Here is a 17,726-nt window from a genome sequence, read left to right as displayed (position 1 = left end):
CACTATAACGATGACGAGTTTTCCTTTTGTGCACTTACGTAGTCACTCCGAATTTTCGGTGGTGGATGGTATTGCACGCATACCAAACCTGGTATCTAGAGCAGTCGCTTCAGAGCAGCCCGCCATGGCGCTGACTGATTTGTGTAACTTGTTTGGGTTGATCAAGTTCTATAAAGAAGCACGCAAAAAAGGTATCAAGGCGATTGCTGGTTCTGATTTGTGGGTGGAAAACGAGCACGACCGGGAAAAACCATTCCGGCTTTTAGTGTTGGTGATGAATCATCAAGGTTATTTAGACCTGTGTGATTTGTTGACCAAAGCGTGGTTGGAAAACCAATACAAAGGCCGCGGCGAAGTACGTCGCGAGTGGCTAGAAAACCAACAAAACTTGATCCTGTTATCTGGCGCACGCATGGGTGATATAGGTCAGGCTATTGATGCGGGTAATGCCGATTTGGCGCGTGAGTATGCCAGCTTCTGGGCAGAGCATTATCCCAATCGTTTCTTTATAGAGTTGCAGCGTGCCGGGCACGATGGTGATGACGCTTATGTGCAGGCAGCGTGCGGCTTAGCGGCCGAGCTTAGTCTGCCTGTAGTGGCTACACACCCCATTCAGTTTATGGAGCCTGAGGATTTCCGTGCTCACGAAGTACGGGTGTGTATTGCCGAAGGTGAGCAACTGGCAAATCCACGCCGGGTTAAGCGTTTTACTACAGAGCAGTACTTTTTAGACTCAGAGGCAATGTACAGCAAATTTGCTGACATTCCTTCTGCGTTAGAAAATACCTTGGAAATCGCCAAACGCTGTAACTTGACGCTGACGTTGGGTAAAGCCTGCCTACCTGACTTCCCTACACCTGATGGCATGAGTCTGGATGACTTCTTGGTGCAAGAAGCCATAGCAGGGCTAGATGTGCGCATGAAGCAGTTGTATCCCAACGAGGAAGAACGCAACTCACAGTACCCGGAATACCGTAAGCGCTTGGATTGGGAGTGCAACACCATCGTGACGATGGGGTTCCCCGGTTATTTCTTAATCGTGGCCGACTTTATTAACTGGGGTAAGAACAATGGCGTGCCTGTGGGCCCAGGGCGTGGGTCCGGTGCTGGTTCGTTGGTGGCGTACAGTTTGGGGATCACCGATCTGGATCCTTTACGTTATGACTTGCTGTTCGAGCGATTCCTGAATCCTGAACGTGTATCCATGCCTGACTTCGATATCGACTTTTGTCAGGATAACCGCGAGCGGGTCATTGATTACGTTAAGCAAAAATACGGTCCTCAGGCCGTCAGTCAGATTGCCACCTTCGGTACCTTAGGGGCGAAGGCCGTGGTGCGTGACGTAGGGCGTGTATTAGAACTGCCTTATAGCATGTGTGATGGCTTATCTAAGCTGATTCCTTTTAGCCCGGCTGACCCATGGACCTTATCTAGAGCGTTATCGGACGAACCTGCTTTTAAAGACAGGTACGAGAACGATGAGGAAGTGCGCGCGCTCATCGATTTGGCTAAGCCACTAGAGGGTTTGACGCGAAGTGTAGGCATGCACGCTGGGGGCGTATTAATTGCCCCCGGTAAATTGGTGGATTTCTGCCCGCTGTATCGACAGCCAGGCATCGATACCAATGCTGTATCCCAGTACGATAAAGACGACGTTGAGCAAGCTGGGTTAGTGAAGTTCGACTTTTTGGGGTTGCGTAACCTGACCATTTTGGACTGGGCCGAGAAGTACGTGCGTGCTTTTAACCCGTCCAGAGCTGACTTCAATTTAATGTCTTTGTCCTTAGATGATCCAGATGCGTATCGTATTCTGTGTGAGGGCAATACCACCGCCGTATTCCAGCTGGAGTCGCGGGGGATGAAAGAGTTACTGCGTAGCCTACGACCCAGTAACTTTGAAGATATTATCGCGATGTTAGCCTTGTACCGTCCCGGTCCGTTAGAGTCTGGGATGGTGGTGGATTTCGTAAACCGTAAGCACGGTAGGGCCGAAGTAGACTACTTTCACCCAGATCTAGAAGCTGTACTGAGCAGCACCTATGGGGTGATTGTGTATCAGGAACAGGTGATGCTGATTTCACAGATCATCGGTGGCTACTCGCTGGGCGGTGCAGACTTATTACGTCGAGCCATGGGTAAGAAAAAGCCCGAAGAGATGGCCAAGCACCGCGAGATCTTCGAAAAAGGCGCGATAGAAAAAGGGTATGACGGCGATTTGGCGGTGAAGCTGTTTGACCTGATGGAAAAATTTGCAGGTTATGGTTTTAACAAAAGTCACTCTGCCGCCTATGCATTGATTGCCTACCATACGGCGTGGCTCAAAGCGCATCACCCGGCTGAGTTCTTGGCCGCGACGATGTTGTCGGATATGGACGATACCGACAAAGTGCAAATTTTCTGGCAAGACGCTATTGCCAACGGTATTGATGTGTTGCCACCGGATATCAATGCGTCTAACTATAGATTTGAACCGGTACAAGATCGCTATACCAAAGAAGGTAAGCCACCTCGCACCATTCGATATGGTTTGGGGGCGGTTAAAGGCACAGGCCAAGCAGCTGTAGAGTCTATTGTTCAAGCCAGAAAAGAGGGCGGCAACTTTGTCAGCTTATTCGACTTCTGCCGTAGGGTAGACCGCCAAGTGGTGAACAAGCGTACCATTGAAGCGTTAATACGTGCCGGAGCGTTTGATAGTGTGGAAGAAAACCGTGCCGCGTTGTTAACCTCTCTTGGACATGCTGTAGAAGCCGCCGAACAAGTGGCTAGAAATGCTAATCAAGCGAGTTTGTTTGATGACAGCGGTACCGATGAAATTGTAGAAAGCGAATTGGCGCGTGTGCGTCCGTGGGATTTGCAAACTAAGTTACGCGAAGAGAAAACCGCCATTGGTTTCTATTTCAGTGCGCACTTGTTTGATGCATGGCGTGATGAGGTACGACGTTTTGCTCCACGTCCCTTAGCCAAATTAGAGCCATCTCGTTCACCGCAGTGGTTTGCTGGTGTGCTGGCGTCTGTGCGTGTACGCATGACTCGCCGAGGAAAAATGCTCTATGCCTTGTTGGATGATGGTTCCGCGCAGGTAGAGGTATCTATCTTTAACGAGGTCTTTGAAGCCAACAAGCAGCATTTGCGCGAAGATCAGTTGGTGATTATTCAAGGCAAAGTCAGCCACGATGATTACACCGGTGGCTTACGCGTGACAGCCGATGAAATTCTTAGCTTGCAGGGTGCTCGCGAAGCCAGAGCACGCAGTTTGAGCTTGGTGTTGAAAGACAATCAAGACGTACAGCGCTTACGCCAAGTCTTGAACCCGTTTAGAGCAGAACCTGAAAATAACATTCCGGGCGTATGGGTGGATGTACAAATTCATCACCCGGATTATTCGTGTACCGTACGATTGGGTGATGAATGGAGGGTGCGTTTGGCTGACTCTATGTTCGTACAACTTGCGGACTGGTTAGGGGAAGACGCTATGGAAATAGAGTATTAAGCATGCGTAAATTAAGCATTTTATTTGCTGAAGCAGCCACCAGTTATGGTGGCCAGGAACGCTATGTGCACCGCCTGATGCTAGAACTGCGCGCTAAAGGACATTCGGTGGAGATGCTGTGCCAGCCGCAGGCTCAATTGCGCACCTTGTTAGAGCAAGACGGTTTTGTTGTGCACACGGTTAGAATGAAAAAAGGGTTGGATTTCTGGCGTAACCTGTTCAGACTGCGTAAGTTCTTCAAAGTTCATCATTATGATGTAGTCAATACAGCAAGTCGCATTGATACCGTGCAAGTTGGTATTCCAGCGCGCTTGGCTGGAGTGCCATTGGTAGTGCGTAGCCGGCATTTAGCGAGACCCATAGGTTCTTTGCTGACCTACAAATGGATTCCGCATAGGCTCATCACGGTAAGTGAGTTTGTACGCAAACAAATTACCGACAGAGGTATACCTAAAGATTACGTGGATATTGCACCGCCTGCGGTCAATTTGCCTGATCCTTTGCCGCCGCAAAAGCTGCGTCAAGAGCTAGGCTTAGAAGCCAGCGATTTGGTTGTGGGTAGTATTGCCGTATTGCGTCGCCCTAAGGGGATGGATGCCCTGATTGAGGCGATGGTGCCATTGTTACATGCTAAGTCGCACGCACACCTAGTGATTGTGGGCGATGGTGGTGAAATGCAGAAGTTGCAAGCACAGGTGCAGCAAGCGGGAGTTGCGTCACAGGTACATTTTCTAGGCAACCGCAATGATGTGCCTGAGCTTATTGGTGATTTTGATGTGTTTGCCTTAGCGACTCATATAGAAGCATCGGGTACCGCCTTTGCCGAAGCGGCTGCTGCGCGTGTTCCTGTTGTAGGTACCGATGTGGGGGGCGTATCTGAAATGATGGTCCCTGAGAAAAGCGGATTTGTAGTGCCTTTAGGTGATGTACCTGCATTAACGCAAGCGATATCGCGCTTATTGGATGACCCTGTGTTGCGGCAGAAAATGGGGGATGTCGGCTACCAGTACGCTATTATCGAGAATCGATTTACGCTCAGTGCCTTATGCGATCAAACCGAACGCAGTTATTACCGTTGGTTGGAGCAATTACAACATGTTTAAGTCTTCTGTACCTGTGTTGATGTACCATCATGTGAGTCCAGTTGGCGGCATGATTGGTTGCACGCCTGAGCATTTTGAAGACCAACTGCGTTGGTTGAAACAAGAGGGCTATAAGTCACTGACCTTAGATGAGTTCGCGCAGCACTTGGCAGGGAAAGATCAAGGTAAAGCAGTGCTGATCACCTTTGATGATGGTTATCTCGATAATTGGGTCTATGCGTTTCCCTTACTGCAAAAATATCAGTTCAAAGCGACTATTTTCTTGGTGACCTCATGGTTGCACCATGGGCCAGTACGTCCGGTAATGGGGCAAGAAAATGTACCAAATTGCCCAGAACATAGAGAGTGTGAAGCCTTAATTGAGGCAGGCCGTAGTGATGAGGTCATTGCCCGTTGGAGTGAGGTGCACGCCATGCGCGAGAGTGGCCTCATTGAGTTTCATAGCCATACCCATACTCATACACGCTGGGATTTGATGCCAGATGAAGCTAAGAACGAACGCATGCAGTGGGAGCTAGAGCAGTCCAGACTGTGTTTGCAAAAAGAGTTAGGTGAAGTGTCTGAACACCTGTGTTGGCCGCAAGGTTACTTCGATGATGACTACATCGCCATTGCGCAGAAGAATGGCTTTAGCCATCTTTATACAACGATGGCTTTTGGCAGAAACACGTCTGATACAGATAGCGCACGCATACACCGTTTTGCAGTACGTAATCGTTCCGCTAAAACCTTAGCTAAACGCATACGAGCCAGCCATCATCCGTTGATCGCACCGGTATTTAATAACTGGAAGTTGCTTAGTAGAAAACTGAAAAACCGCTAGGTTTAGGTGGTTTCTATTATGAGGGAAGCGTCAGGCGCTCAAGGGTGCCCAGCCAAATTAGTGCTTCTTCCCTTGTATCGCCGCACATTTCTTCCGAGGGTTGTAAGCCTGAACAGCAGCTAGGGCGTTCTGGTAGACCAAAGATTTTGCACCGTAATTGCTGGTCTAACTGTATACAGGGTATGCCGGCTGGTTTGCCCTGTGGCATACCTGGTATAGGGCTGCTAATGGAAGGGGCGGTGCAGCATGCACCGCATTGCGGCCTACATTGCATTAAATCCAGCCTCTAGCCCAATATACGATTAAGCCTACGTACTCTTTGATGATAGAGCGGCTGGCATGTAGCGTACGCCATGATGGCACCCATAGATCCACATCACTACGTTCAGGCAGCACAATTTGTGGTGCTACGGGAGCAGGAATCACTTCTATGCCTCGGTTTTCGAATGTGGCCATAGAGCGTGGCATATGCAGGGCAGACGTCACCAGTAGTACTTTAGTAATACTGTTAGTGCGTAATTTATTAATGCTGAATAGTGCGTTTTCGCGTGTGTTTTGACTTTCAGGCTCTAGCAAGATTTTGTTGCTAGGCACATTTAATTGCTCTAACGAACGAGCCATCATCTGGGCTTCACTCATACCGCCATCTAGAGCGGCTCCCGACACAATGACTTGGGGGGCTTTGCCAGCAGAATACAGTGAGGCGGCGTAATCTACTCTAGACAACGTGTTGTTTGGATCTAGCTCCTCAAACCAGTTGGTACGGTTATTGGCGGTGTTTCCACCCAACACAATAATGGCTTGGGCCTCAGGGATTCTGTCTATGCTGATATGGGGGTAGCGTTGCTCTAAGTAGCCGCCTGCCCATAACGACACACCAGGTAGCGACCAGCCCACCACCCACGTTACGGCGAGTAAGGTCAGTAACGCAGCAAATTTTCGCCAGCGTATCAGGAAAAACAAGAAGGCTACAACCAGCAGCGTGCCAGCGAGGTTGATGGGAATAACGAGTTGGGGGAGCCAGGAGGTCAGGTTCATACTACAACGTTCTCGTGAGCGTTTAACAATGCTTGGCTTGCGTGCACCACTTCATCCAAAGTAGGCCATTTGCCTTGTTCCCCCAAACTATGGGCAACGGGAGACCAAGGACCCGTGCGAGAGGGGGATGTGACCCCAAAGAGACTAAGCTGTTGAGCTTCCACGGCGGCAGCTAAATGGGAAACACCAGAATCATTACACACCACAAGGGCGGCATGTTGGCACAGTGCTGCAAAACTATCTAATGGTAAAGCAGGCAGGATGGGAATGGTAGGGGCTTGTTGATGTGCCGCAGCGACTTCATTGGCGGGAGGGCACATTACGATGGGGATGCCTAAGGGCTGTAGCGCTTTATATAACTCGTCATACTGCGCCCAGGTTTTGATTTGTCCTTTATGTATGCCTTTGGCTGTAGGGGCCAGCAGTATAAAGCGGCCTGATTCCAATCCTGCTGCTTGCATGGCCTGTAAGCATGTAGACGTCGCCTCAGGGCGTAATAGCAAGGCTAATCGTTTGGCGGGAGCATAGTGTAAAGCGATCTGCCAGTGTAGGCAGGCTTGACGCGCTAAGTGGTACCAGAACTCTACGGCATGCATGGGGGTAGAAGGTTTAGCTTCTGGCCATTTCAACAAAATGGCACGCCCTTCATCTTTATAGCCGGCACTACGTAACCCAGCGAGTTTAAACACCAAGGCGCTAGAAAGTGAGTCAGGTAGAATAAGGCCGTAGGCAGTAGAGTGTTCGTGTTGCTGACGAAACTTACGTACTGTCGAGGCATCTGCCACCGTTTTTCCCGATATTGCGACAATACCTTCCAGTTGTGGTGTATAAGCCGACAGTAGGCTTTTGGCCCAAGGACGGGCACACACAACGACTCGCACACGTTGTTCTAGCAGCGCATGCAGTATGGGTAAACACATGAGGCAATCACCTACCCAGTTGGGCATCCGTAGATAAATTACAGGCGATTCAGAGGTGGTAGTAACAGGCATACAAACAGCATCACGTCATGGGTTGAGTACTGGGTGCAGATCAGCGTTAAAATGCACGCAGACTCTTAGTATAAAGTGAGCCACAGTTGAAGACACAAAAAGTATCATCGGATCTAAAAAAGAAGTTATTTGATGCCGACGTTTGGCAGCGTATTTATCAGCGTGTAGCTCCTTACTGGAAATTGACCATCGTAGCTTTGATCTTAGTGGTCGTTGTTGCCGCTACGAAACCAGTGTTGGCCTTGATTATGGAGCCATTGCTGGATGAGGGGTTCTCCGGCGTAAAACCACACTATGTGTGGAGCATTCCGCTTGTCATTGTGTTGTTGATGTTTGTACGTGGTGTGGCGTCATTTGGTAGCGATTACTTATTGGCTTTAATTGCCAACAATATGTTGCGCACTATGCGCGCTGATATGTTTAAAAAGTTGCTGACGCTACCCGATGTGTATTTCAAGCGTGGTGATACAGGGCGCTTATTAAACCGGTTCACTATTGATGCGGGAACAATGGCAACGGTGGCAACCGAAGTCATTACTGTGTTAGTGCGGGAAACCATTGCGATCATCGCGCTGATTGCAGTATTGCTCTACATGTCGTGGCAGCTAACGCTGATTGTATTTATCATGCTGCCCATTTCCTTTATTACGGCGCGCATTGTGGCGCTGCGCTTAAAGAAAATTAACCGCGACACCATCAACATGAACGCCGAGATGGTGCGAGTGGTAAGCGAAGTTATTGAGGGCGAGCGTGTTGTTAAGTTGTTCGATGGTTATAAACATGAGAACGATCGCTTTATTTATGTAAATGGCAAGCTGCGTCGTTTTGCAATGCGTGCGGCCACAGCGAACTCGGCCTTGTCGCCCATTACCCAGTTCTTTATCTCTCTGGCTGTGGCAGGGGTGGTTGCTATGGCGTTGTACCAGTCATCCGTAGGTGGTTTGACGGTAGGTAGTTTTGCGGCTTTCTTGGGAGCCTTGGCGCAGCTATTTGACCCTATTCGCCGTATTACGGGTATGGCTGGCACCACACAACGTATGTTGGTGGCTGCAGAAAGCGTGTTCTCGCTGATTGATGCGGAAGTGGAAGAAGAGGGGGCGAAGCAACCTCTGCCAGCTAAAGTAGTTGGGAATGTAGAGTACAAGCAGGTTACGCATGTTTTTGATGGTTCTGATAACCCCGTCGTGAGTAACTTAAGCTTCAGTGTGCAGGCAGGGCAAACCATTGCTTTGGTAGGGCGTTCAGGCAGCGGGAAAACGACCTTGGCGAATATGCTGCCGCGATTTATCGTGCCTGATAGTGGGCAAGTGCTTATTGATGGCATGGATATTCAAGATATCGAACTGCGAGCGCTACGTTCTCAGATTTCTATGGTGAGCCAAGATGTGGTGCTGTTTGAAGGTAGCATCCGCGAAAACGTGGCGTATGGTGGTTACTCTGATAAAACAGATGATGAAGTGTGGGCTGCCTTAGAGGCAGCAAGCCTTGCTGATTTTGTGCGCGCTTTGCCTGAGGGGCTGAATTCGCCGGTGGGTGAAAAAGCAAATATGTTGTCGGGTGGCCAGCGACAACGTTTGGCTATAGCGCGTGCTTTGATTAAAGATAGTCCGATCTTGATTCTGGACGAGGCGACATCGGCGCTGGATAACGAGTCTGAATGGCAAATTCAGAATGCGTTAGACAAACTGATGGAAAACCGCACAACTTTGGTGATCGCGCATAGGTTAACGACCATTCAAAACGCTAATTCCATTTTGGTATTGGATAAAGGTCAAATTGCTGAGCAAGGTACGCACCAAGAGTTGTTAGAGCTGGGCGGTATGTATGCCTCGCTCTATAACATGGAATTTACCGAAAAAGATAATGATGCCTCGCAGTAGGTATCCTAAAACCAAACAAACCGCAGTGAAACTCGAAACAAGGAAGGCAGGTATGAATGTGTTGGGGAAAATAATGGCGGTGGCTGCCGTGGGCTTGGCGGGTGTGTGGCCACGGCTCCGGTAGATGAGGGGCAAAGCACATTGCGACAGGATCTCTATAAAAGAGACGAATATCGTTTTTATGCCTCGTTGGCCGATGTGCAGCAGAATTTATTTGCAAACCAACGTTTATGTGGTTCTGAGTTTGATTGGGTATTAGACCCCTACCAAATTCATTACGCCACAGTCGTGTATAAGCCCCAACCTGGTGCAGAGCTTAAAGAAAGCATTTTGTTTGACTTGACGTCATATGGCACAGGCTACGTTGTTGCGACGGTATATAGCTACTTCCCCATGTCGGGTAAAGAAGCCACTAAGGCCTTGCGTATCTTGCAAGACCCTAAAGTGTGCTGGGCTACTGAAGAGTGATAACGCGGTATTTAGAACAGTATGATGTCGTACTGTTCTTGTGCATGCTGGGGATCGACTTCAAGCGAAATGGGCTTGCCAATGAAATCCCCAGTTTGGGCTAAGTGCTCACTTTCTTCTTCAAGAAATAAATCTACAACTTCTTGTGACGCCAGAACCCTAAATTCTTTAGGGTTGAACTGCCTGGCTTCCCTAAGTACTTCGCGCAAAATGTCGTAGCAAATCGTGCGTGAAGTTTTGACGCTGCCGCGAGACTGGCAGGTAGGGCAGGGTTCACACAGTAGATTGTTTAATGATTCTCTGGTGCGCTTGCGGGTCATTTCTACCAGACCTAACTGACTAAAGTTGCTCACCGTGATACGTGTGCGGTCTTTGCTGAGCGCCGTGTTTAATTCGCGTAATACGCTTTGCCGATGTTCATCGTTATCCATATCGATGAAGTCCAGCACAATAATGCCGCCTAGATTACGCAAACGTAATTGGCGAGCAATGGCGCCCGCAGCTTCCAAATTGGTTTTGAATATTGTGTCACCAAAATTACGACCACCCACATAGCCGCCTGTGTTTACATCTACGGTAGTGAGCGCTTCAGTTTGGTCGATAATTAAATAGCCACCCGATTTTAAGTCCACGCGACGAGACAAGGCTTTAGAAATTTCCTCATCCACATGCACGGTATCAAAGAGGGGGCGAGTACCAGTGTAAAGCTGGATTCTATCTAGTACGGAGGGGGTATAAATTTCAGCCCACTCTTTCATTTTCTGCGTAACAGTGCGTGAGTCCACAATAATGTTGTGCGTCTCGGGCGTAACCATATCGCGCAACACGCGTTGAGTCAGATCTAAATCGGTATACAGCGTAGAAGGGCAGGGCTGTGTACGCAGTCGCTGCTGAATAATGCTCCATAGTTTTCGCAAATATTCGCAGTCGGCACGCAGTTCTTCATCACTTGCTTGCTCTGCTTGTGTGCGTACGATAAAGCCACCTTTTTCATCTGGGCCATTTAGCGCTTCAATTTTCTCTCTCAGCGCAAAACGCAGAGCTTCGTCCTCTATGCGTTGCGATACGCCTATGTGTGGATCAAAAGGCAAATACACCAACATGCGGCCAGCAATACTGACTTGTGTAGAAACTCTAGCCCCTTTTGTTCCTAGTGGATCCTTGGTTACCTGAACAATAAGCGACTGACCTTCAAATAGCAGTTTCTCTATAGGAGTAGGGTTACTGCCATTTAGGCGCTCAGTTCGATTTTGTCGCAGGTCAGAAATATGCACGAAGGCGGCACGCTCTTGGCCTATGTCTATAAAAGCACTTTGCATGCCAGGCAATACCCTAGCCACTTTACCCAAATAAATATTACCCACGAATCCGCGTTGAATACTACGTTCTATGTGTAGCTCTTGCACGGCCCCTTGTTCTACCACAACGGCGCGAGTTTCAAAGGGGGTGATGTTGATCAGAATATCTTCAGGCATGTTGGTAGGGGCAAAGTTGCAATCAACCCAGTGTAGGGGGAAGTGTAAGAAGGTGCTAGTGTTCTATTTTATAGAGTAAGAAGAGTGAGAGTTTCTTTAATTACGCTATAGAGACTATATATAGATAGTGTAGTGAATGAAGACTCACGGAAACTTGTTGGATGGCTTTAGCTTAGAAGAGGTGGCCTGCATATGCTCTATATAGATAGCAGGTGGCACTATAGATGGAAAACAACGCCGGTTTTCTCAGCTGTGGACGGGGTGCCTGTACGGGCTAGCATAAAGTGACAGAGCTGTAAGCAACTTTATGGGTCTAGCAGGTAACGCCATTCATCAAGGTTGGTTGAACATGGGGCTGTGTTAGTTATTCTCCCTATATATAGATAGAGAGAGGTATAGGAAGAGGGGCTCTGTCTCTATATAGCAATCAAGTGAAATACCTAATAGAGGAAGCCGCATTCTCCGTAAGTGTGTGCTGTGTAGCGCCAGCGGATTGGCCTAATGTAAACAGGGGTGGCAGAGCCTACCTCTGATTTTGTTTACGATGGAGTGCATGCGCCATGTTTGTCATTACAGATGGAGTAAATCATTTGACTGCTAGGCTGGGAATGTAGAGAAGTGGCAAGTTTTTGGCCTTTTTATGCTGGATTGCTGAGGGGAGTGAGCGCATATAGTGTATGCGCAGCTAATTTTTGGTGTGTTCTGAGGCGTGCGGAGTGCGCTTTGGTTAAGGTAGCAGCGTTGAGAGGCGAGTATCCTCAAAACCCTCAAACTACTAACCCATTGAATTAATGAGGTATTGTGAAAATCTTCATAAATTCTTCATTTATTTGTCATAAATAGCTTGTGGGTTGTTCATTAACGGTGCTATAGTTCTTTCTCTTCGCAGCAGCGCATACGGGTTTTCCCTAGGGGGGGCTCAAAACGAAGCAGCAAAAGCCAAGCAAAACAAATGTTTGACAGGCACAAAGAAAGCGAGTTATAGTTCTCTTCTTCGCTAAACAAACAGATTGTTCAGCAAGGCAGCAACAACTTGACACCAAAAACAAAATGCTTCATAATTTCGCTTCTCTAGTTTAGCTGCAACGGCAGCGACGAGCTACTTCGGTAGTGAGTGTTCTTTAAAAATTTAACAGCCGATAAGTGTGGGCGCTTGGAATGAGTGGACCAACCTTCTCACGAAGGTTCGCCAAACATATAGATCAAGTGCTCACATAAAGAAAATTAGGTTTTTGCCTTGTGCAAAACACTCTAAGTTTCTTTGAGTACGAATTACTCCGCTTCAGATGACTACGGTTATTTGAAGCAAAATATACAGAGATTGAACTGAAGAGTTTGATCCTGGCTCAGATTGAACGCTAGCGGGATGCTTTACACATGCAAGTCGAACGGCAGCACGAGAGAGCTTGCTCTCTTGGTGGCGAGTGGCGGACGGGTGAGTAATGTATCGGAACGTGCCCAGTAGCGGGGGATAACTACTCGAAAGAGTGGCTAATACCGCATACGCCCTACGGGGGAAAGGGGGGGATCGCAAGACCTCTCACTATTGGAGCGGCCGATATCGGATTAGCTAGTTGGTGGGGTAAAGGCCTACCAAGGCGACGATCCGTAGCTGGTTTGAGAGGACGACCAGCCACACTGGGACTGAGACACGGCCCAGACTCCTACGGGAGGCAGCAGTGGGGAATTTTGGACAATGGGGGAAACCCTGATCCAGCCATCCCGCGTGTGTGATGAAGGCCTTCGGGTTGTAAAGCACTTTTGACAGGGAAGAAATGACAGGAGCTAATAACTTCTGTAGATGACGGTACCTGTAGAATAAGCACCGGCTAACTACGTGCCAGCAGCCGCGGTAATACGTAGGGTGCAAGCGTTAATCGGAATTACTGGGCGTAAAGGGTACGCAGGCGGCTAGGAAAGAAAGATGTGAAATCCCAGGGCTCAACCTTGGAACTGCATTTTTAACTACCTAGCTAGAGTATGTCAGAGGGGGGTAGAATTCCACGTGTAGCAGTGAAATGCGTAGAGATGTGGAGGAATACCGATGGCGAAGGCAGCCCCCTGGGATAATACTGACGCTCAGGTACGAAAGCGTGGGGAGCAAACAGGATTAGATACCCTGGTAGTCCACGCCCTAAACGATGTCAACTAGCTGTTGGGGCCGTTAGGCCTTAGTAGCGCAGCTAACGCGTGAAGTTGACCGCCTGGGGAGTACGGTCGCAAGATTAAAACTCAAAGGAATTGACGGGGACCCGCACAAGCGGTGGATGATGTGGATTAATTCGATGCAACGCGAAAAACCTTACCTACGCTTGACATGTCTGGAATTCTGAAGAGATTTAGAAGTGCCCGCAAGGGAACCGGAACACAGGTGCTGCATGGCTGTCGTCAGCTCGTGTCGTGAGATGTTGGGTTAAGTCCCGCAACGAGCGCAACCCTTGTCACTAGTTGCTACGCAAGAGCACTCTAGTGAGACTGCCGGTGACAAACCGGAGGAAGGTGGGGATGACGTCAAGTCCTCATGGCCCTTATGCGTAGGGCTTCACACGTCATACAATGGTCGGGACAGAGGGTCGCCAACCCGCGAGGGGGAGCTAATCTCATAAACCCGATCGTAGTCCGGATCGCAGTCTGCAACTCGACTGCGTGAAGTCGGAATCGCTAGTAATCGCGGATCAGAATGCCGCGGTGAATACGTTCCCGGGTCTTGTACACACCGCCCGTCACACCATGGAAGTGGGTTTCACCAGAAGTAGGTAGTCTAACCGTAAGGAGGACGCTTACCACGGTGGGATTCATGACTGGGGTGAAGTCGTAACAAGGTAGCCGTATCGGAAGGTGCGGCTGGATCACCTCCTTTAAGAGCGAAGGTTCACAAAGCGAAAGCGTCCACACTTATTGGCTGTTATAAAAGTTCATGACCAAGGTAGTCACCAACGAAGCAGTAACGAATTGGGTCAGTAGCTCAGTCGGTTAGAGCACCGTCTTGATAAGGCGGGGGTCGTTGGTTCGATTCCAACTTGACCCACCACGAATACCACGGGGGATTAGCTCAGCTGGGAGAGCACCTGCTTTGCAAGCAGGGGGTCGTCGGTTCGATCCCGTCATCCTCCACCACGATTTTTGCGGTGGTGATTTGAAAATTGGTCATGACAATCAGTGAAGGGTAGCTTGAAACGTCGAGTTACTCGGGTTCTGACAGTTTAACGAATAGCATTGTTTATGACAGTGTTACTCGTTGGGCTGATAAAGCTCAATGCTGGTTATGTTCTTTAACAATCTGGAAAAAGCACAACGAAGTGTATTCATGTATACACCAACTTAATTGTTGGCTGTATGAATAGACGGGTTGTGATTGCAAATCAACAATTTTGTTCAAACAAAGTTCTTTTATTGAATTCGAGAAATCGAATCCAAGCGAAACTTGATGAACGGCACAATTGCTAAAACTCATAATCCTGTAGCCTTAAGTGTTATAGGATCAAGCGAATAAGTGCATGCGGCGGATGCCTTGGCGATCACAGGCGATGAAGGACGTGGTAGTCTGCGAAAAGCTACGGGGAGCTGACAAACAAGCTTTGATCCGTAGATGTCCGAATGGGGAAACCCACAGTAGCGATACTGTATCCTACACTGAATACATAGGTGTAGCGAAGCGAACCAGGTGAACTGAACCATCTAAGTAACCTGAGGAAAAGAAATCAACCGAGATTCCGGAAGTAGTGGCGAGCGAAACCGGACCAGCCTTAACGTGATAGTCGATTTGATAGCTGAAGAAAATGGAAAGTTTTACCGTAGTGGGTGATAGTCCCGTAAGCGAAATCAAATCGGTGGTACTAGGCGTTAGATAAGTAGGGCGGGACACGTGAAATCCTGTCTGAATATGGGGGGACCATCCTCCAAGGCTAAATACTCGTGATCGACCGATAGTGAACCAGTACCGTGAGGGAAAGGCGAAAAGAACCCCGGAAGGGGAGTGAAATAGATCCTGAAACCGCATGCATACAAACAGTAGGAGCACCCTTGTGGTGTGACTGCGTACCTTTTGTATAATGGGTCAGCGACTTACATTCAGTGGCAAGCTTAACCGAATAGGGGAGGCGTAGCGAAAGCGAGTCCGAATAGGGCGATTTAGTCGCTGGGTGTAGACCCGAAACCAGGCGATCTATCCATGGTCAGGTTGAAGGCACGGTAACACGTGCTGGAGGACCGAACCCACTAATGTTGAAAAATTAGGGGATGAACTGTGGATTGGAGTGAAAGGCTAAACAAGCCTGGAGATAGCTGGTTCTCTCCGAAAACTATTTAGGTAGTGCCTCGTATATTACTGTTGGGGGTAGAGCACTGTTTTGGCTAGGGGGTCATAGCGACTTACCAAACCATGGCAAACTCCGAATACCAACAAGTACAGTACGGGAGACAGAGCACCGGGTGCTAACGTCCGGACTCAAGAGGGAAACAACCCAGACCGCCAGCTAAGGTCCCTAAAACGGGCTAAGTGGGAAACGAAGTGGGAAGGCATAGACAGTCAGGAGGTTGGCTTAGAAGCAGCCACCCTTTAAAGAAAGCGTAATAGCTCACTGATCGAGTCGTCCTGCGCGGAAGATGTAACGGGGCTAAGCCAGTTACCGAAGCTGCGGATGCACAGTTTGACTGTGCGTGGTAGGAGAGCGTTCTGTAGGCCTGCGAAGGTGTTCCGTAAGGAATGCTGGAGGTATCAGAAGTGAGAATGCTGACATGAGTAGCGATAAAGGGGGTGAAAAGCCCCCTCGCCGTAAGTCCAAGGTTTCCTGCGCAACGTTCATCGGCGCAGGGTGAGTCGGCCCCTAAGGTGAGGCAGAAATGCGTAGCTGATGGGAAGCGGGTTAATATTCCCGCACCGTTGTAAAGTGCGATGGGGGGACGGATTGCAGAAGGTCATCGGAGTGTTGGATATCTCCGTTGGGGCATCGAAGAAGGCGCTTAGGCAAATCCGGGCGCGAATTCAAGGATGTCACTGATAGAGCTACGGCTCTAAACTGATTGGAAGTGGTCCCAAGAAAAGCCTCTAAGCTTCAGCTTTACAAGACCGTACCGCAAACCGACACAGGTGGACGGGATGAATATTCCAAGGCGCTTGAGAGAACTCAGGAGAAGGAACTCGGCAAATTAATACCGTAACTTCGGGAGAAGGTATGCCCCGGTAGTGTGATGCGCCTGCGCGCAAAGCATGAAAGGGCCGCAGTGAATCGGTGGCTGCGACTGTTTATTAAAAACACAGCACTCTGCAAACACGAAAGTGGACGTATAGGGTGTGACGCCTGCCCGGTGCCGGAAGGTTAAGTGATGGGGTGCAAGCTCTTGATCGAAGCCCCGGTAAACGGCGGCCGTAACTATAACGGTCCTAAGGTAGCGAAATTCCTTGTCGGGTAAGTTCCGACCTGCACGAATGGCGTAACGATGGCCACACTGTCTCCTCCTGAGACTCAGCGAAGTTGAAGTGGTTGTGATGATGCAATCTACCCGCGGCTAGACGGAAAGACCCCATGAACCTTTACTGTAGCTTTGCATTGGATTGTGAACCGGCCTGTGTAGGATAGGTGGGAGACGTTGAAGCGTGGACGCTAGTTCGCGTGGAGTCAACCTTGAAATACCACCCTGGTCTGTTTATGGTTCTAACCTAGGTCCCTTATCGGGATCGGGGACCGTGCATGGTGGGCAGTTTGACTGGGGCGGTCTCCTCCTAAAGTGTAACGGAGGAGTTCGAAGGTACGCTAGAGACGGTCGGAAATCGTCTTGATAGTGCAATGGCATAAGCGTGCTTGACTGTGAGACTGACAAGTCGAACAGGTACGAAAGTAGGACATAGTGATCCGGTGGTTCTGTATGGAAGGGCCATCGCTCAACGGATAAAAGGTACTCTGGGGATAACAGGCTGATACCGCCCAAGAGTTCATATCGACGGCGGTGTTTGGCACCTCGATGTCGACTCATCTCATCCTGGGGCTGTAGCCGGTCCCAAGGGTATGGCTGTTCGCCATTTAAAGAGGTACGTGAGTTGGGTTTAAAACGTCGTGAGACAGTTTGGTCCCTATCTGCCGTGGGCGTTGGATACTTGACGGAGCCTGCTCCTAGTACGAGAGGACCGGAGTGGACGTACCGCTGGTGTATCGGTTGTCATGCCAATGGCATTGCCGAGTAGCTAAGTACGGAAGAGATAACCGCTGAAGGCATCTAAGCGGGAAACTCGTCTGAAGATTAGGTATCCCGGGAACTTGATTCCCCTAAAGGGTCGTTCTAGACCAGGACGTTGATAGGCTGGGTGTGTAAGTGCAGTAATGCACGTAGCTAACCAGTACTAATTGCCCGTGCGGCTTGATCCTATAACTCTTAAGGTTATAAGTTTTAAGTGTCGTTCAAACAAATTTAGTAGTACAATAACGCAATCCCAAACATGAAACACTGCATCATACTGATG

General features: G+C 49.1%; 9 protein-coding genes, 2 tRNA genes and 2 rRNA genes. 9 read left to right on the top strand and 4 right to left on the bottom strand.

Features of this window, described 5'->3' with window-relative positions:
- Window positions 1-10 precede the first annotated feature (10 nt).
- Genes dnaE through GY634_RS10170 form a run of 3 tightly spaced genes read left to right on the top strand, consistent with a single transcriptional unit; the run spans window position 11 to window position 5,416 of the window.
- On the top strand, window positions 11-3,490 hold the full coding sequence (gene dnaE / locus GY634_RS10180) for a DNA polymerase III subunit alpha (RefSeq protein ID WP_166408437.1): 3,480 nt from the start codon (window positions 11-13) through the stop codon (window positions 3,488-3,490).
- Window positions 3,491-3,492: 2 nt separating this feature from the next.
- Window positions 3,493-4,593: a glycosyltransferase family 4 protein gene (locus GY634_RS10175; protein ID WP_166408436.1), complete on the top strand. Its 1,101-nt coding sequence runs from the start codon at window positions 3,493-3,495 to the stop codon at window positions 4,591-4,593.
- On the top strand, window positions 4,586-5,416 hold the full coding sequence (locus GY634_RS10170) for a polysaccharide deacetylase family protein (protein WP_166408435.1): 831 nt from the start codon (window positions 4,586-4,588) through the stop codon (window positions 5,414-5,416). The genes GY634_RS10175 and GY634_RS10170 overlap by 8 nt, the downstream gene beginning before the upstream one ends.
- A 16-nt stretch (window positions 5,417-5,432) precedes the next feature.
- Here GY634_RS10170 and GY634_RS10165 read toward each other — a convergent pair whose 3' ends face one another.
- From GY634_RS10165 to GY634_RS10155, 3 genes are read right to left on the bottom strand one after another with little or no spacing between them, the layout of a single operon-like run.
- The gene (locus GY634_RS10165) at window positions 5,433-5,690 is read right to left on the bottom strand and encodes a YkgJ family cysteine cluster protein (RefSeq protein WP_166408434.1); all 258 of its coding nucleotides are present in this window, start codon (window positions 5,688-5,690) and stop codon (window positions 5,433-5,435) included.
- Entirely contained in the window at window positions 5,690-6,454 is a 765-nt protein-coding gene (locus tag GY634_RS10160; RefSeq protein WP_166408433.1) for a YdcF family protein, read from the bottom strand. The genes GY634_RS10165 and GY634_RS10160 overlap by 1 nt, the downstream gene beginning before the upstream one ends.
- Window positions 6,451-7,374: a glycosyltransferase family 9 protein gene (locus GY634_RS10155; protein ID WP_166408432.1), complete on the bottom strand. Its 924-nt coding sequence runs from the start codon at window positions 7,372-7,374 to the stop codon at window positions 6,451-6,453. The genes GY634_RS10160 and GY634_RS10155 overlap by 4 nt, the downstream gene beginning before the upstream one ends.
- 158 nt (window positions 7,375-7,532) lie before the next feature.
- On the opposite strand from GY634_RS10155, the gene msbA reads away from it, so the two are divergent.
- Window positions 7,533-9,326, top strand: a complete 1,794-nt coding sequence (msbA, locus tag GY634_RS10150) for a lipid A export permease/ATP-binding protein MsbA (RefSeq protein WP_166408431.1) — start codon at window positions 7,533-7,535, stop codon at window positions 9,324-9,326.
- A 105-nt stretch (window positions 9,327-9,431) separates the two neighbouring features.
- Complete coding sequence (locus tag GY634_RS10145) at window positions 9,432-9,794, top strand: hypothetical protein (protein WP_166408430.1); 363 nt, start codon at window positions 9,432-9,434, stop codon at window positions 9,792-9,794.
- Window positions 9,795-9,805: 11 nt separating this feature from the next.
- On the opposite strand, the gene rng is transcribed toward GY634_RS10145, so the two are convergent.
- Window positions 9,806-11,269, bottom strand: a complete 1,464-nt coding sequence (rng, locus tag GY634_RS10140; RefSeq protein WP_166408429.1) for a ribonuclease G — start codon at window positions 11,267-11,269, stop codon at window positions 9,806-9,808.
- A 1,323-nt stretch (window positions 11,270-12,592) separates the two neighbouring features.
- Here rng and GY634_RS10135 point away from each other — a divergent pair.
- The 4 genes from GY634_RS10135 (at window position 12,593) to GY634_RS10120 (ending at window position 17,631) form a co-directional block, all read left to right on the top strand.
- Window positions 12,593-14,129, top strand: a 16S ribosomal RNA gene (locus tag GY634_RS10135).
- A 94-nt stretch (window positions 14,130-14,223) separates the two neighbouring features.
- Window positions 14,224-14,300: transfer RNA gene (locus tag GY634_RS10130), tRNA-Ile, on the top strand.
- Between the two features lie 10 nt (window positions 14,301-14,310).
- Window positions 14,311-14,386: transfer RNA gene (locus GY634_RS10125), tRNA-Ala, on the top strand.
- A 362-nt stretch (window positions 14,387-14,748) separates the two neighbouring features.
- Window positions 14,749-17,631, top strand: a 23S ribosomal RNA gene (locus GY634_RS10120).
- The 16S and 23S rRNA genes sit together here with 2 tRNA genes alongside, the layout of an rRNA operon.
- Window positions 17,632-17,726 lie beyond the last annotated feature (95 nt).

Source organism: Paenalcaligenes suwonensis, from assembly GCF_011290505.1.
Lineage (GTDB): Bacteria > Pseudomonadota > Gammaproteobacteria > Burkholderiales > Burkholderiaceae_B > Paenalcaligenes > Paenalcaligenes suwonensis.
The sequence above is the reverse complement of the archived record's forward strand: the minus strand, read 5'-3'. Positions and strand labels throughout refer to the sequence as shown.

Excerpts from the sequence above, each read along its gene's own strand:
- dnaE (WP_166408437.1), top strand. The coding sequence starts at position 11 with ATGACGAGTTTTCCTTTTGTGCACTTACGTAGTCACTCCGAATTTTCG.
- GY634_RS10175 (WP_166408436.1), top strand. The coding sequence starts at position 3,493 with ATGCGTAAATTAAGCATTTTATTTGCTGAAGCAGCCACCAGTTATGGT.
- GY634_RS10170 (WP_166408435.1), top strand. The coding sequence starts at position 4,586 with ATGTTTAAGTCTTCTGTACCTGTGTTGATGTACCATCATGTGAGTCCA.
- GY634_RS10165 (WP_166408434.1), bottom strand. The coding sequence starts at position 5,690 with ATGCAATGTAGGCCGCAATGCGGTGCATGCTGCACCGCCCCTTCCATT.
- GY634_RS10160 (WP_166408433.1), bottom strand. The coding sequence starts at position 6,454 with ATGAACCTGACCTCCTGGCTCCCCCAACTCGTTATTCCCATCAACCTC.
- GY634_RS10155 (WP_166408432.1), bottom strand. The coding sequence starts at position 7,374 with ATGTGTTTACCCATACTGCATGCGCTGCTAGAACAACGTGTGCGAGTC.
- rng (WP_166408429.1), bottom strand. The coding sequence starts at position 11,269 with ATGCCTGAAGATATTCTGATCAACATCACCCCCTTTGAAACTCGCGCC.